Annotated in this window: 15 protein-coding genes; 7 read left to right on the top strand and 8 right to left on the bottom strand. The window is 74.1% G+C overall.

The features are described 5' to 3' along the window. The first annotated feature begins 71 nt into the window (after positions 1–71). Positions 72–1,292, top strand: coding sequence for an exo-beta-N-acetylmuramidase NamZ family protein (locus ACZ63H_RS33335; RefSeq protein ID WP_469871555.1), 1,221 nt, complete (start codon positions 72–74; stop codon positions 1,290–1,292). 29 nt (positions 1,293–1,321) lie between these two features. Further along, on the top strand, positions 1,322–2,614 hold the full coding sequence (locus tag ACZ63H_RS33340; RefSeq protein ID WP_469871557.1) for a serine-threonine protein kinase: 1,293 nt from the start codon (positions 1,322–1,324) through the stop codon (positions 2,612–2,614). A 27-nt stretch (positions 2,615–2,641) separates the two neighbouring features. On the opposite strand, the gene ACZ63H_RS33345 is transcribed toward ACZ63H_RS33340, so the two are convergent. Further along, positions 2,642–5,431, bottom strand: a complete 2,790-nt coding sequence (locus tag ACZ63H_RS33345) for a penicillin acylase family protein (RefSeq protein WP_469871559.1) — start codon at positions 5,429–5,431, stop codon at positions 2,642–2,644. Positions 5,432–5,639: 208 nt separating this feature from the next. Between ACZ63H_RS33345 and ACZ63H_RS33350 the strand changes: the two genes are divergently transcribed. Continuing rightward, positions 5,640–6,242 carry a hypothetical protein gene (locus tag ACZ63H_RS33350; protein ID WP_467939360.1) on the top strand — a complete coding sequence of 201 codons (603 nt, stop codon included), beginning with the start codon at positions 5,640–5,642 and terminating at the stop codon, positions 6,240–6,242. Positions 6,243–6,365: 123 nt separating this feature from the next. Beyond that, positions 6,366–7,094, top strand: coding sequence for a 3-keto-5-aminohexanoate cleavage protein (locus ACZ63H_RS33355; protein ID WP_469871561.1), 729 nt, complete (start codon positions 6,366–6,368; stop codon positions 7,092–7,094). Between the two features lie 350 nt (positions 7,095–7,444). Here the strand turns inward: ACZ63H_RS33355 and soxR are convergent, their stop codons facing one another. Continuing rightward, complete coding sequence (gene soxR / locus ACZ63H_RS33360; protein WP_469871563.1) at positions 7,445–7,903, bottom strand: redox-sensitive transcriptional activator SoxR; 459 nt, start codon at positions 7,901–7,903, stop codon at positions 7,445–7,447. 113 nt (positions 7,904–8,016) lie between these two features. Here soxR and ACZ63H_RS33365 point away from each other — a divergent pair, with 113 nt between their 5' ends. Then, positions 8,017–8,478 carry a MaoC family dehydratase gene (locus ACZ63H_RS33365; protein WP_469871565.1) on the top strand — a complete coding sequence of 154 codons (462 nt, stop codon included), beginning with the start codon at positions 8,017–8,019 and terminating at the stop codon, positions 8,476–8,478. A 9-nt stretch (positions 8,479–8,487) separates the two neighbouring features. Here ACZ63H_RS33365 and ACZ63H_RS33370 read toward each other — a convergent pair whose 3' ends face one another. From ACZ63H_RS33370 to ACZ63H_RS33380, 3 genes are all read right to left on the bottom strand, one after another. Then, positions 8,488–9,111: a TetR/AcrR family transcriptional regulator gene (locus tag ACZ63H_RS33370; protein WP_469871567.1), complete on the bottom strand. Its 624-nt coding sequence runs from the start codon at positions 9,109–9,111 to the stop codon at positions 8,488–8,490. Positions 9,112–9,184: 73 nt separating this feature from the next. Next, positions 9,185–9,472, bottom strand: a complete 288-nt coding sequence (locus ACZ63H_RS33375; RefSeq protein WP_181795981.1) for a YiaA/YiaB family inner membrane protein — start codon at positions 9,470–9,472, stop codon at positions 9,185–9,187. Positions 9,473–9,530: 58 nt separating this feature from the next. After that, on the bottom strand, positions 9,531–10,682 hold the full coding sequence (locus ACZ63H_RS33380; RefSeq protein ID WP_469871577.1) for an acyl-CoA dehydrogenase family protein: 1,152 nt from the start codon (positions 10,680–10,682) through the stop codon (positions 9,531–9,533). Between the two features lie 102 nt (positions 10,683–10,784). Between ACZ63H_RS33380 and ACZ63H_RS33385 the strand changes: the two genes are divergently transcribed. Together ACZ63H_RS33385 and ACZ63H_RS33390 are read left to right on the top strand one after the other, a co-directional pair. Beyond that, positions 10,785–11,420 carry a TetR/AcrR family transcriptional regulator gene (locus tag ACZ63H_RS33385; protein ID WP_467939348.1) on the top strand — a complete coding sequence of 212 codons (636 nt, stop codon included), beginning with the start codon at positions 10,785–10,787 and terminating at the stop codon, positions 11,418–11,420. Between the two features lie 43 nt (positions 11,421–11,463). Then, positions 11,464–12,177 (top strand): ArsR/SmtB family transcription factor, encoded by a 714-nt coding sequence (locus ACZ63H_RS33390; RefSeq protein WP_469871569.1) that lies wholly within the window; start codon positions 11,464–11,466, stop codon positions 12,175–12,177. A gap of 9 nt (positions 12,178–12,186) precedes the next feature. Here the strand turns inward: ACZ63H_RS33390 and ACZ63H_RS33395 are convergent, their stop codons facing one another. The 3 genes from ACZ63H_RS33395 to ACZ63H_RS33405 all read right to left on the bottom strand — a co-directional run. Then, positions 12,187–13,269 (bottom strand): Zn-dependent alcohol dehydrogenase, encoded by a 1,083-nt coding sequence (locus ACZ63H_RS33395; protein WP_469871571.1) that lies wholly within the window; start codon positions 13,267–13,269, stop codon positions 12,187–12,189. 14 nt (positions 13,270–13,283) lie between these two features. Next, on the bottom strand, positions 13,284–14,672 hold the full coding sequence (locus ACZ63H_RS33400) for an aldehyde dehydrogenase family protein (RefSeq protein ID WP_469871573.1): 1,389 nt from the start codon (positions 14,670–14,672) through the stop codon (positions 13,284–13,286). 175 nt (positions 14,673–14,847) lie between these two features. Next, positions 14,848–15,400 (bottom strand): class F sortase (locus ACZ63H_RS33405; RefSeq protein WP_469871575.1); only part of this gene is annotated, 553 nt, incomplete at its 5' end.

Genomic DNA, 15,400 nt, shown 5'->3' on the forward strand with positions numbered 1-15,400 from the left:
CGCCAGACTAACCAGTCGGTATGTGTAAAGGAAAGGGTGACCGCGCCAACCTCTAGGTGACTGGAGGACTCATGGACCTGTCCCGAAGAAACCTGCTCGCCTCGACCGCACTGGCGGCCACTCCGATGTCCCACCACCCCCGCGGCCCCCTCCGCACCGGCTTCGAGAACCTCGCCGCCGACGCCTACGCGCCCCTCGCCGGGCAGAAGGCGGGCGTCGTCACCAACCCGACGGGCATCACGAGGACCACGGAACACATCGTCGACGTGATGCACCGCGACCCCCGGGTCGAGCTGACCGCCGTCTTCGGCCCGGAGCACGGCTTCCGCGGCACCGCGCAGGCCGGCGGCTCGGAGGGGCGGCACGACGACCCGGCGACCGGCCTGCCGGTCTACGACACGTACCTGAAGAGCGGCCGGCCGCTCGCCGACGTCTTCACGGCGTCCGGCGTGGACACGGTCGTCTTCGACATCCAGGACGTCGGCGCCCGCTTCTACACGTACATCTGGACCCTGTACGACTGCATGGAGGCGGCGGCGCTCGCCGGCAAGCGCTTCGTCGTGCTGGACCGCCCGAACCCGGTGACCGGCCGGGCGGCCGAGGGGCCGGTGCTGCGCGAGGAGTTCGCCAGTTTCGTCGGGCGGCGGCCGATCGCGCAGGCGCACGGCATGACGGTCGCGGAGCTGGCCGGCCTGTTCAACGGGGAGTTCCTGGACACCCCGGTCGCGCTGGAGACCGTACGCATGTCGGGCTGGAGACGCGGCGCGTTCCACGACGCGTCGGGGCTGCCCTGGGTGCCGCCGAGCCCCAACATGCCGACGCCCGACACGGCGCTGGTGTACTCGGGGACGTGTCTGTTCGAGGGCACCAACCTCTCGGAGGGGCGCGGCACCACCCGGCCCTTCGAACTGCTCGGCGCCGAGGGCGTGGACGGGCGCTGGGCCGCCGCCGTGAACGGGCTGGGGCTGCCCGGCGTGCGGTTCCGGGAGGCGTATTTCGCGCCCACCTTCTCCAAGTTCCAGGGGAAGACCGTCGGCGGGGTGCAGCTCCACGTGACCGACCGGGCCGCCTTCGAGCCGGTGCGCACCGGGATCGCGCTGCTGGTGACGGCCCGGAGGGTCTGGGACGGGTTCGCCTGGCGGTCCGACCACTGGATCGACCGGCTCACCGGCTCGGACCGGGTCCGCACGATGATCGATGCGGGGGCGGACACCGACGAGGTGACGGGCGCCTGGCAGGAGGAGCTGGCCGCGTTCCGGCGGGTGCGAAAGGGGTATCTCCTGTACAAGTAGCACGTGTTCTCGGGGCGAGGGAGCCCGGCATGGCGGATCCTGGGACGAGCGTGACCCCCTACTGGGAGCTGACCTTCGACGCGGACGGGGACGTGGACGGCCCCGCACGCGACCGGCTGCTGGCGCGGGTCGCCGAGCACGGCGTCCGGGACCTGATCGTGTTCGCGCACGGCTGGAACAACGACCGTTCGGACGCGACCGCGCTGTACCGCCGGTTCTTCGCCCCCGTTCCGGCGCTGGCGCCGAGGGCCCGGGTCGGGTACGTCGGGGTGGTCTGGCCGTCGATGCGGTTCAGCGACGAGCCCATCCCCGACTTCCCGCGGTCCGCGGCGGCCGGGGCGGCCCCCCGCCCGGCACTGGACAAGGAGACCCGGCGCGCGCTGCTGGAGACCTTCCCGGGCCGGGCGACCGCGCTGGACCGGCTGGCCCGGCTGCTGGACGAGCGGCCGGCCGGCGACGCGGGGCCGGCCGAGTTCGGGCGGCTGGTGCGGCTGCTGCCGGAGCCGGACGGGCGGCCGGCGGTGGCCGACACGGACGAGGACGGCGAGCCCGCCGTCCTCACCTGCGATCCGGTGACCGCCTGCGAGCAGTTCGCCGCGGCCCTGGCCGCGCTCGAACCGGCCGCCGGCACCGCCGGGTTCGGCCTTCCCAACCCGTGGGACGGCGCGAAGGAGCTGCTGCGGCAGGCGGCGTACCACCAGATGAAGCGGCGGGCCGGGACGATCGGCGAGCACGGGCTCGGGCCGCTGCTCGGACGGCTGGCGACGGCGGCGCCCGGGGTGCGGGTGCACCTGGTGGGGCACAGCTTCGGCGGGCGGCTGGTGGCGTTCGCGCTGCGCGGGCTGCCCGCAGCGGTGCGCACCGTGAAGTCGGTGACCGTGCTCCAGGGGGCCCTCTCGCACTACGTGTTCTGCGCCCGGCTGCCGCACGCGGCGGACCGGTCGGGGGCGCTCGGGGACGCCCAGCGGCGCGTCGACGGCCCCCTGGTGTGCTCCTACTCGCACTTCGACACCGCCCTCGGCACGTTCTACCCGCTGGCCTCGCGGCTCGCCGGGGACGACCGGTCCTGCGCCGGGAACGAGATCGCGGCCGTGCTGGGACCGCGCTGGGGTGCCCTCGGGCACGACGGGGTGCAGGCGGTGCCGCACGCCGTCCGGCTGGACCTGACGACGGCCCTGGCCGGGGGGCTGCCGGCGTCGGGCTGTGTGAGCGTGGACGCGGCGGCCGTGGTCCGGCGCGGGGGCCCGCCGGCCGGGGCGCACAGCGACATCGTGCACCCCGAACTGGCGCGGCTGGTGCTGGCGGCGGGCCGGATCGCCTGACCCGCCGCCGGGAGCGCACCGGCCGGCTCAGCGGTGGGAGGTGAACTCCACGACCTGCTGGTAGGTCGGCCGGTTCTGCCAGCCGATCCTGCCGTGCTTGATGCCGCCCAGGGTGCGCTGGACGATGGAGTCGGCGCACCACTGGTCGCCCGCCGCGCACTGGTCGTCGCCGGGGTAGACCTGGGCGGCGGTCAGCGCGGCCGCCTGCTTCAGGGTGCCGGTCAGCAGGTCGCGGCAGGCGGCGAGGTCGCCGCCGCCGCAGTACGTGCGCGCGAGCGGGCCCCGTACGGGTTCCCCGAGCACCGCCCGGATGTCCTTGTCGACGTAGGACCACCAGCCGTACTGGAAGGCGCTGCCGGCGTGCGAGCCGGTCGGGCCGTGTCCGGCGGACGGGGCCTCGTCGACGGGCAGGTTGCGGGTGAGCGCGGTGTACAGGCCGGTGCCGAGGCCGGGTTCGAACTCCGCCTTGACCAGCAGCGGCCACCAGGCGTCCAGGATGCGGATCGCGTCGGCGTCGGCGTAGGTCTTCGACCCGGCCGACGTCTCGGCGCGCCTGGCGCCCGCGGTCACCCACGCCTGGAGCCTGTTCACCGCGGCGGCGGCCGCGGGGTCGGTCACCGGCCGGGAGGTGACGACCTTCAGCAGCCCGGGCAGCACGTCCTCGGCGCGCAGGTCGGCGAGGCCCGCGTCGGCCATGGCCCGGGTGAGTGCGGCCCGGGTCACCCCGCCCGCCGCGACGAGCCTCTTCACCCGGTCCTCCAGCAGGTCGCCGCGGTGCACCGAGCCCTCGCCCCAGGGCGCGGCGGCGTAGTCCTTCGCCTGCTTGTTGTTCCAGGAGACGTAGTAGTCCTGGTCGACGGAGTTCGGGTGGGCCCCGGCCGGGGTGTACTCGGCGGTGTTGCCGACCGGGTCCCAGCCGCGCCACTCGTAGGCGGGGGCCGCCCACACGGGGAAGTCGGCGTCGACCCCGGCGGCCCGGACCGGGTTGTCGCCGCTGTTGTAGTACGCGGTGTGCTCGGAGTCGGCGTAGAACCAGTTGAAGGTGTAGTTGATGTGCCTGGCCGCGTTCTGGAAGTCCTGCGGGCCCTTGACGTAGTCGGGGTCGTTGAGCATCTGGAAGCCGATGATGGAGTCGGCCTCGTGCAGGTAGGAGGAGCGCAGGGTGGTGTAGGCGACCTTCTTGCCGCCGACCGTCGCCCGGTAGGCCACCGGTCCGTACGCGGTGCGCCACACGCGCATGGTGTACGACCCGGCGGCCGTGCCGTCGGCCACGGTCGGCTTCCAGGCGTTCTTCCGCTCGGCCTTCTCCATGGCGGTGCAGGTGCCGTGGAACAGGTAGTGGTAGTCGTCCTGGCACAGCTCGACCGCGTAGGTGTCGATGATGTCCTGGCCGGAGGTGGTGGCGCTCCAGGCGTAGTCCTGGCCGCGGCCGAGTTCGACGTACATGCTCAGGCCGGCGAAGGAGGCGCCGCGGGCGCTGATGCCGGGGCCCTGGATCTCCTGGAGCAGCAGCAGCTGCGGGGCGAAGTAGCCGGTCTGCGGCCCGAAGACGGCGATCGGGTGGCCGCTCGCGGTGTGCTTGCCGCTGACCACGAGGGCGTTGGACATGCCGCGCCGGGCGGAGCCGGCCGTGGCCCGGGCCGCGGTGGCCGAGGTCCGCGCGGCGCTCGCGGTGGCGGCGCTGCCGGTGCGGTCGTACACGAGCGGTTCGGGGGTCACCGAGCCGGCGTCGGGCAGGGCCGCGCCCCGCGGGTCCGCGGGCTTGGCGCCGTAGGGGAAGCTCTCGCCGTCGTGGACGGTGAGGACGGCCTCGGGGTCGTTGCGCTCCCGGAAGGACTCCCAGACCTTCGTGCCCTCCTCGACGCCGTACCTTTCCTGGGCGGCGAGCAGGGAGAGGGCGTTGTCGACCTCCCCGCCGCCGCCCGAGCCGAACAGGGAGCCGATGACGGAGGCCAGCGCCACCAGGTCGGTGACCTTGAAGTGGTCTATGGTGCCGGCGTTGGTGATCGAGTCCTTGTGGCCGGTGAGGACGTACTCGCCGGGGAAGTAACGGCCGCTGTCGGAGGCGTCGATGTAGGCGTTGATGCCGTCGAGGTAGGCCTTGACGTCGGCGAGGGCCTGCTGGCCGCGGGCGCCGTTGTGCGCGGTGGCGTTGTCGATCTGCGCCTGGAGGTCGGCCTCGGTGTAGGGGGCGTTGCGGTAGAACTGCTGCTCCAGGCCCTGGTTGGCGGGCGCGCCGCCCGCGAAGCCGGTGAGCTGACCGCGTCCGACGTGGCGGAAGACGTCCATCAGCCAGAGCCGGTCCTCGGCCGCCGCGTATCCGGCGCCGAACTCGGTGCCGTAGCGGGTGGTGCCCGTGATGTGCGGGACGCCGGTCTTCTTGTCGCGGACGATGGTCACGTCGCCGCGGCCGGCCGGCTTCTCGGTGGAGGCGACCTGGTCGGCGGGGACGCCGAAGGAGGCGTCGTTGAAGAAGGTGTTGACGGTGGCGTCGGTCAGGGTCTTGTAGCCGCTCGCGAGTTGCGCGTACGGGCCGAGCTGGTCCTCGGCGTGCGCGGGCTGGGTGCCGAAGGCCTGGTTGAGCAGGATCTGCGCGAGGGTGGCGTTGCCGTTCTCGCCGGGCGGCAGGATGTCCGAACACCGGCCGCCGCAATGGTCGTTGGGGGCCGTGGCGGCGGTCGCCGCCCCGGCGGTCCGTGTGAGGGGTGTGAGGAGACCGGCGACGAGGAGGCATACGGACGCCGTCTTCAGGAACCCGGGGAGTCGGCGGGACGTTCTCAGTCCGTCAGGGGCGGTGCGTGGGGTTCGCCGTGGCATGGCGGCTCCTAGCGACTGGGGTGGCCGAACGTTACCGCCGGTTATCCCCACGTTAAAAGGTGAACATGCGTCACTTTCAGGAGTCCGCAGGGAGAGCCGGAGAAGAGATGGAGCCGAATCGCCTGTCGATACGTCTATTCGGCGACGTCCGTGCGATGACGCCGAAGTGACCGGAGTGCAGGTGCAGGTGTGACGGAGGTGCAGGGCGATGGCCGGTTTCCGGAGTCTGGCGAGACAGGTACGCGACCCGGACTGTGATCTGGCACTGCGGCGGTACTCGCTGCGCAAGTGCCTGGAGAAGTTCGCTCCTTATGGGCATCGGGCGACCTGGGACCATCTGTGCTCCCGGGCGGGGTTCGGCCCGGAGGACCGCTCCCCCGATCCGGCGCGGCTGGTGGCCGCGCTGGAGGAGCTGGAGGAGGCCCGCGACGTCTGGCTCGCCTACGAGACGGACTTCACCGAGCGGCGCAGGAGGGAGAAGCACGACGGACTGCGCCGGCCGGGCAGCGTGGACGACTGGCACCGCCTGACCTGGGGCGGGTTCGGGGTCGCCTGGTGCGACGATCCCCGCGTCCACCCGCGGGCACCGCTGGCGGAGGTGCTGCGCCGGCTGATCGCCGCGCTGGAGCGGGAGCCGGGGTCGTCGTGCCCGGTGTGCGGCGGTGAGCGCCTGGTCTGGAGGTACGGCCTGGACCACGAGCCGTCGTCCGGCCCGGTGTGCACGGACTGCGGCATCCTGGTCCCGTCCCCCGTCCTCAGCCCCCGGGCCCTGCGGCACGCAGGCCGGGACCGCCAGCTGACGCCGGCCTGACCACCGGTCGCGGCGGTGTGCGGAGGGTGCGCAGGGGATGCCGCACCCCTTCCGGGGAAGGTGCGCCCGCGCGGCGGGAAGCGTCCTTCGGCCGTTGCCGGTGACGGCCTGCATCATCGAGGCATGGTGCAGGCGTGTCTCAACGGAAGCCGGTCGGCCGCCGACGGCGCGGGTGTCCCGGTGTCCCCCGGGGAACTGGCCCGCTCCGCCGCCGAGGCCGTGGCGGCCGGTGCCGCCTCGGTGCATGTCCATCCCAGGACACCGTGCGGGCGCGAGAGCCTGTCCGCGCGCGTCGTCGGCCCGGCGCTGGAGGCGATACGGGCGCGGGTGGCGGTGCCGGTCGGGGTGACCACCGGTGCCTGGGCGGAGCCCGACCCGGCGGCCCGGCTCGACCGGGTGCGCTCCTGGGCGGTGCTGCCCGACTTCGCCTCGGTCAACTGGCACGAGCCGGGCGCCGAGGAGGTCGCGGCGGAACTCCTCGCCCGGGGCGTGGGCGTGGAGGCGGGCCTGTGGTCCGGCACCGAGGGGGCGCGCCGGTTCGCGGCCTCGCCGCTCGGGCCCCGGGTGCTGCGGGTGCTGGCCGAGGTGACCGACCCGGATCCGGCGACCGCCGAGGCGTCGGCACGGGCGCTGCTGGCGGAGCTGGGGACGGCGCACGGCCGCCCGGTGCTGCTGCACGGCGAGGAGGGCGGCGCCTGGCCGGTGCTGCGGCTCGCGCTCCGGCGGGGCCTGGCCACCCGGATCGGCCTGGAGGACACCCTGCTGCTGCCGGACGGCCGGCGGGCCGGGTCCAACGCCCGGCTGGTGGCGCAGGCGAGGGCCGAGGCCGCCCGGACACGGCACGCGTCCTGAGCCGGGCACGTCGGCCCAGGGGGCGACGGCGACACCGCCGGGTCCGGCCGGCGCACGGTCCCGTCCGCCTCGGCCGGGACGCCGGACGGCGCGCACCCCGAGGACGTGCCGGAGGGCGAACTGCCGCTCGTGCCCCGGCTGTACGCGGGGCCGTACGGCATCGGGCGGGTACCACAGTACGCCGACGGACGCGAGACGGCGTCCGCCCGCGCGCCGCGTCCCCGGGGGGCGTCCGGCCCACCGTGGACCGCTACGGCCCGGCGGGCGGCGCAGGCTCGGCCCGGCGTACTCGGCCTTCCAGGGGCACGGAGTACGCGGGCGGGCCCGCCGCCCGGACCGCGGACGGCGCGTCAGCGGCGTTCCGCCATCAGCCGGGAGCCGGTCAGGCGGTCGCCGAACACATCGTCGGGGTTGGACAGCGCGCAGGTCTTCAGCGACAGGCAGCCGCATCCGATGCAGTCGGTGAGCTGGTCGCGCAGCCGGTTCAGCTGCTGGATCCGCTCCTCCAGTTCCGCGCGCCACTTCTCCGACAGCCGTGCCCAGTCCTCCCGGGTCGGGGTGCGCCCCTCCGGGAGTTCGGCCAGGGCGTCGCGGATCGTGGCCAGCGGGATGCCGACCCGCTGGGCCGCGCGGACGAAGGCGACCCGGCGCAGCGTGTCGCGGCTGTACCGGCGCTGGTTGCCGGAGGTGCGCCGGCTGGAGATCAGGCCTTTGGACTCGTAGAAGTGCAGGGCGGACACCGCGGCTCCGCTGCGCGCGGACAACTGGCCGACGGTCAGCTCGTGGATCTTCTCGGGGATCTGGGGCACCCCTCAGAGATTACAGAGACCCCCCGCCCCACCGGCCGCGCGTCCGTTGACATCGCCCCGTCGCCCGACCATGCTAAGCAGTTGCTTAGAGATGCGAGCGAGAGGCCGGGAACATGGCAGAACCGAGGACCTTCACCTCCCCCGACGAGCTGCGGGCGGCCGTGGGCGAGCGGCTGGGGTACACCGACTGGCTGGAGGTCGACCAGAAGCGGATCGACCTGTTCGCCGAGGCGACCGGGGACCACCAGTGGATCCACGTGGACCCGGAGAAGGCCGCCGCCGGGCCGTTCGGGACCACCATCGCGCACGGCTACCTCACCCTGTCGCTGCTGCCGCTGTTCGGGCCGCAGCTCATCCGGGTCGAGGGCGTGAAGATGGGTGTCAACTACGGGACGAACAAGGTCCGTTTCCCCTCCCCCGTCCCCGTCGGCTCCCGGCTGCGCGCCACCGCGGCGATCACCGGTGTCGAGGACGTCGCCGGCGGCGTGCAGGTGACGGTCGCGTTCACCGTGGAGCGCGAGGGCGGCGACAAGCCGGTGTGCGTCGCGGAGTCGGTGTCCCGCTACTACCTGTAGGCCGCGGGGCTAGCGGGCCCCGACCATGCGCAGGACGAGGTCGGCGTAGAGCGCGCCGACCTCCTCGGGGGTGCGCGGGCCGTCCACGTTGAACCAGCGGGCCACGTCGATGCACAGGGACAGCACGGCGAGCGTGGTGCCCTGCACGTCCAGGACGTCGAACTCGCCGGCGGCCACGCCGTCCTCGATGATCCGGCGCACCTCGGCGTCCACCTGGCGGCGCAGCGCGACGATCTCCGCGCGGGCGTCGGGGCCGAGGGCGTCCAGCTCGTACTGCACGACCCGCGCGGTGGTGCGCCGTCCCGCGTGCCAGCGGACGAAGGAGCCCACCGCGTCGGCCAGCCGCTCCTTGGCGGTGCCCTCGCGGCCGGCCGCGGTGCGCAGGATGCCGAGGGCCTTGTCGTGGCCGATCCGGCTGATCCGGTGGAGCAGCTCTTCCTTGGTCTTGTAGTGGATGTACAGCGCGGCCGGGCTCATGCCGGCGCGGCCCGCGATGTCACGGGTCGTCGTCGCGTGGTAGCCGCGCTCGGCGAAGGCCTCCACGGCGGCGACGAGCAGCCGCCGGGCCGCGTCCGGGGTGACCTCTTCCCACGGCTCCACTTCGCCGCCGGTCGTCTCCTCCGCCGTACTCATCGCTCGCTCGCCCCTCTCGGTGACAGGAGCACCACCATACCGCCGACGGTGAGCGGGCGCTTAGCCTGGCCGCTCAGACCTTGTCGAAGGGGTCGTGCTCGGCGAGCAGCTTCTCCAGCCGGGCCTGGTCGACCCGGCTGACGAGCTGCCCGGCCTCCTGCCGGTCGCGGATCACCTTGGCGAGGGTGAAGGCGGAGGTGACGAGGTACAGCACGGCGATCGCCAGGAAGCCGCGGACCCAGGCGCTCGCGTCCAGCCGGAGGATGCCGATGCCGGTGGCCGCCATGGCGACCGAGAAGGAGGCCACGGCCTGGCCGTAGAAGGCGGTCGTGCTCTGCTGTCGGACCGGTGTGTCGCTCATGGCCCCAGCATCGGCGGACGCGCCCCGCGGCACATCCGCCGGAGTACTCAGACGGTACTCAGAAGGCCGACACCCCCGTCAGGGCCCGCCCGATGAGCAGCTTCTGGATCTGGCTGGTGCCTTCGTAGAGGGTCATCACGCGGGCGTCGCGCAGGAGTTTGCCGACCGGGTACTCGTCGATGTAGCCGTAGCCGCCGAAGACCTGGAGGGCGTTGTTGGCGGCGCGGACGGCGGCCTCGGAGGCGAACAGCTTGGCCTTGGAGGACTCCACGGCGAACGGCTCGCCGCGGTCGATCAGGTCGGCGACCCGCCAGGTCAGCAGCCGGGCCGCGTCGACGTCCACGGCGATGTCGCTGAGCAGCTCCTGCACCAGCTGATGGCGGGCGATGGGGGTGCCGAACTGCTCGCGCTCGCCCGCGTAGGTCACGGCCGCCTCCAGCGCGGCCTGGGCTATCCCGACACAGCCGGCGGCCACGGACATCCGGCCCTTGGCGAGCGCGGACATGGCGACGGTGAAGCCCTTGCCCTCGGGGCCGAGCAGGGCCGACGCGGGCACCCGCACGTCCTCCAGGACCAGTTCGGCGGTGGCCTGGCCGCGCAGGCCCAGCTTGCCGTGGACGGTGCGACGGGTCAGGCCGGGCGTGTCGGTGGGGATCAGGAAGGCGGAGACGCCCTTGTGGCCGGGCTCGCCGGTGGAGCGGGCGAAGAGCAGCACGACGTCCGCCCAGGTGCCGTTGGTGATGAACATCTTGGTGCCGTTGACCACGTAGTCGTCGCCGTCGCGCACGGCGCGGGTGGTGAGGCTGCCCGCGTCGGAGCCGGTGCCGGGCTCGGTGAGGCCGAAGCAGCCGACGTACTCGCCGGCGGTCAGGCCGGGCAGCCAGCGCCGCTTCTGCTCCTCGCCGCCCCAGGCCGCGATCGTCTTGGCGACGAGCCCGAGGGAGACGGACACGATGCCGCGCACGGAGGAGTCGCCGCGGCCCAGTTCCTCGGTGACCAGGCAGTACGCGAGGTGGTCGCCGCCCGAGCCGCCGTACTCCTCGTCGATGGTCAGGCCTAGGAAACCGACGTCGCCGAGCTTCTTGACGATGCCCCGGTCGACCTCCTCGGCGCGGTCCCAGGCGACCACGTGGGGGGCGATCTCGCGCTCCACGAAGTCCCGGGCGAGCTGCCGTACGGCCGCCTGCTCCTCGCTGAGCCCCAGGTTCACCACGAGATCACCCCACACCGAACGGATCCGCCGACGGATCTTGAAAGCCGTACATTTAAATTAGCACTGCTAGTTTCTTGTCGCAGCCCTACTATGTGCGCCATGGCCCGACCACGCAAGCCCCTCCTCAGCCCCGACCGGATCGTCGAGACGGCCCGGGACCTCGTGGACCGGGAGGGCCTGGCGGCCGTCTCCACCCGGCGCCTCGCGGCCGAGCTGGGGGTCAGCGGGCCCTCGCTCTACAACCACTTCCGCACCAAAGACGAGATCCTGGAGGCCGTCGCGGACTCGGTGAGCGCCCAGGTCGACCTGTCGGTGTTCGAGGACGGCCGGGGCTGGCGGACCGCGCTGCACGACTGGGCGGTCTCCTACCGGGCGGCCCTGCGCGACCACCCGAACATCGTCCCGGTCCTCGCCCGGGGCCCCGGCCGCCGCCCGGCCGCGCTGCGGCTGGCCGACGCGGTCTACGGCGCGATGGTCGACGCGGGCTGGCCGCCGGCGCAGGCCACCTCCATCGGCGCGCTGATGCGGTACTTCATCATGGGCTCGGCGCTCGGTTCGTTCGCGGGCGGCTTCGTGGACGACGCGAGCGCGTACGACCCGGCCGACTATCCCCACCTCGGGCAGGCCCATCTGCTCGCCGAGCAGCAGGAGAAGATCGACGAGCGGGCCTTCGAGACGGGGCTCGGCGCGCTGCTGGACGGGCTGGCGCAGCAGTACGAGCGGGTCCGGGTGTGACGCTTCGGCGACCGCCGAAACGCCGGTGTCCCATGCTGGGGGCATGAGCACCGCAGACCCCCGGGCCGCCGGCCTCGCCGCGCTGGCCGGACTGATCGCCGACCGGACACGGGCCGCGTGCCTGCTGGCGCTGCTGGACGGGCGGGCGTGGACGGCCGGCGAGCTGGCCCGGCTCGCCGGGGTGGCCCCCTCCACGGTGAGCGAGCACCTGGACCGGCTGGTGGGCGGCGGGCTGCTCGTCCAGGAGCGGCAGGGGCGGCACCGGTACGTGCGGCTGGCCGGCGCGCGGGTGGCGCAGCTGGTGGAGGATCTCGCCGCCCAGGTGTCCCCGGCGGAGGTACGACGTGCCCCGCGGGGGCTGCGCGAGGCGAGCGCCGGGGCCGCCCTGGCCCGGGGGCGGACCTGCTACGACCATCTCGCCGGGCGGCTGGGCACCACGGTCGCCGACGCGCTGACCGAGCGGGGGCTGCTGCGGCGGGACACCGGGTTCGCGCTGACCGGCGCGGGGCTGGAGTGGTTCGGCGCGGCAGGCATCCCGCTCGACCCCTCCGGCCGCCGCCCGCTCGCCCGCGCGTGCCTCGACTGGACCGAACGCCGGCCGCATCTCGCGGGGGCCTCGGGGGCGGCGCTGTGCCGGCGGGCACTGGAGGCGGGGTGGTGTATGCGGGTGGGCAGCGGGCGGGCCGTGCGGATCACTCCGGCGGGCGAGCGGGCCCTGTCCGACCTGCTCGGCATCCCGTCCGGCGCGCTGCGGTGAGGGGCGCCGTCAGAACAGCACCACCGCCCGGCCCCCCTTCCCCGCGAGCATGTTGTCGAAGGCCGCCGGGATGTCCTCCAGGGTGATGTGGTCGGTGACCAGGGTGGAGAGGTCGAGGCGGCCCTGCCTGATGTGCTCGGCGAGTACCGGCACGTCGCGGGCCGGGTCGGTGTTGCCGTAGACGCAGCCCGACAGGGTGCGGCCCCAGTGGAAGAGTTCCAGGGCGTTGAAGGTGACCTGCTGGTCCTTGCCGCCGATGCCGACGACCGTCGTGCGGCCGCCCCGGCGGGTGGACTCCCAGGCGGCGCGGATGGAGACCGCGCGGCCCACGCACTCCACGGACACGTCGACGCCCTGCTTGCCGGTGAGGGCGCGGATCTCGCGGGGGGTGGTGTCGGAGGCGAGGACGTAGTCCGTGGCGCCGGCCGCGCGGGCCAGTGCCTCCTTCGCCGGCGACACGTCGACGGCGATGATCCGGGCCGCGCCCGCGATCCGGGCCGACTGGAGCGTGGCGAGGCCCACCCCGCCGACGCCGAACACGGCGACGGTCTCGCCGGCCCGGACCCGCGCCGAGTAGTGGACGGCGCCGTAGCCGGTGAGCACCGCGCAGCCCAGCAGGGCCGCGTCGGCCGGCGCCACCCCGTCGGGCACCGGCAGCACGCAGGACGCGGAGACCACCGTCTCCTCGGCGAACGCGGCCACGTTCAGACCGGGGTGCAGTGCGGTGCCGTCGGTGGTGCGGGCGTAGACCTCGGCGGATCCGTTCAGCGCGTTGGCGCAGAGCCAGACCTCGCCGAGCGCGCAGGCGTGGCAGGTGCCGCAGGAGGGCGCCCAGTTGAGGACCACGGGGCTGCCGGGCGCGACGTGGGTGACGCCCTCGCCGACGGCGACGACCGTGCCGGCGCCCTCGTGGCCGAGGACGGCCGGGACCGGCACCCGCATGGTGCCGTTGGACAGGGACAGGTCGGAGTGGCACACGCCGGCGGCGGCGAGGCGGACCCGGACCTGTCCGGGGCCGGGGTCGGGCAGCTCGATGGCGGTGATCTCCAGCGGGGCGCCGACGGCGGGCAGGACGGCGGCTCGTACGGCCATGGTCGCGGACTTCCTTAGAACTGGAGGGACTTGGTCTGCAGGTACTCGGCGAGTCCGTGGCTGCCGAGTTCCCGGCCGACGCCGGACTGCTTGTAGCCGCCGAAGGGCGCGAGGGGGTTGAACCGGCCGCCGTTGATGTCGACCTGGCCGGTGTCCATGCGGCGCGCGAAGGCCGCCGCCTCGGCCTCGTCGGCGGCCCAGACCGCGCCCGCGAGGCCGTACACCGTGCCGTTGGCGATGCGCAGGGCGTCCTCCTCGTCCTCGTAGCGCAGGATGGTGAGGACCGGGCCGAAGATCTCCTCCTGGGCGATCGTCATCTCCGGGGTGACGTCGGCGAAGACGGTGGGGCTGACGAAGTAGCCGCGCTCGCGCGGGGCCTCGGGGCCGCCCGCGACCAGCCGGGCGCCCTCGGCGACGCCCTTCTCGATGTACCCGCGCACCCGCTCCCGCTGCCGGGCGCTGACCACCGGGCCGATGCGGTCGCCGTACTTGGCGGCGGCGGTGGCGGCCAGCTCGACGGCCTCGGCGTACCGGTCGCGGTGGACCAGCATGCGGGTCCAGGCGCTGCACGTCTGGCCGGAGTTGGACATCACGTTGGCGACGCCGACGTTCACCGCCCGGGCGAGGTCGGCGCTCGGCAGGATGACGTTGGCGGACTTGCCGCCGAGTTCCAGGGCGACCTTCTTCACGGCCGCGCCGGCCACCGCGCCGATCCGCCGGCCGATCGCGGTGGAGCCGGTGAAGGAGACCAGGTCGACGCCGGGGTGCTCGGCGAGGGCCTGTCCGGCGACCGGGCCGAGGCCGGTGACCAGGTTGAACACACCCGCGGGCACGCCCGCCTCGTGCACCGCCCCGGCGAACAGCTGGGCGGTGAGCGGGGTGTCCTCGGCGGGCTTGAGGACGACCGTGCAGCCGGCGGCGAGGGCCGGGGCGACCTTGGCGACGATCTGGTGGAGCGGGTAGTTCCAGGGGGTGATGGCGCCGACCACGCCGATGGGCTCGTGCAGGACCGTGGAGTTGCCGACCTTCTCCTCGAAGGAGTGCCGCGCGGCCAGTTCGGCGAAGGAGGCCGCGACCGCGAGGGGCACGGCCGCGTGCACGGCCTCGGAGAACTTCAGCGGTGAGCCCAGCTCGGCGGTGACCGTCTCGGCGATCTCGTCCTTGCGGTCGACGAGGGCGCGGTGCAGGGCGGCGAGGCGGGCGGCGCGTTCGGCCGGGGGCGTCGCGGCCCAGGCGGGCAGGGCGGCGCGCGCGGCCCGTACGGCGGTGTCGACGTCCAGCGGGCCGCCCGCCGGGACCTTGCCGATGACCTGCTCGTCGGCGGGGTTGACGACCTCGATCACGTCCCGGCTCTCGGCGGGGCGCCAGTCGCCGTCGATGTACAGGGCGTCGTGTGCCTTCATGCTGTGTCCTCCCGGCGGGTCCGCGTCGTCCGGCACACAAACTAGCGGTGATAGTTTTGTTGCGCCAGACGTTCCCGGGCCATGGGCCCACCGGGACATCATCGCGGACGGCCCGGCCGCGCGGACGCGGAGCCCGTCACGGCCGGGCCGCCGGCCTCCGGTGGCCCGCGCCCGCTCACCTCGCCGCGGTGAGATGGGCGAAGACCACCACGTTGCTGGTGTAGCCGGTGCGCCGGCTGAACAGGCCGCCGCAGGTGATGACCCGCAGCTCGGGGCGCCCGGTCGCGCCGTAGACCTCCTTGTCGGGGAAGCCGGCCTTGTCGAAGACCTTCACCCGGTCCACGGAGTAGACGGCGGTACGTCCGTCCGCCCGCCGCACCTCGACGGTCCGGCCCGGCGCGGCCTGGGCGAGCCCGGCGAAGACGGCGGGTCCGCTGCGGGTGTCGCGGTGGCCGACGGCGATCGCGGTGCCGGCCTCGCCCGGCGTGGGCCCGCCCTCGTACCAGCCGACCAGCCGGGGCCGGTCCACCGGTGGCGTCTCCAGCTCCCGGTTCGCGTTCAGGCGCAGGGGGGTGACCGGGGCGTCGATGCCGAGCGACGGCACCCGGAAGGAGGTCGGCCGGGACCGGGGCAGCGGGCGGGGCGGCGGGGGGGGGGGGGGGGGGGGGGGGGGGGGGGGGGGCGGCGGCGCGCGCCCCCCCCACCTCACCCCCCGCCCCCCTCCATCC

The organism is Streptomyces sp. NPDC104831 (genome assembly GCF_055583025.1).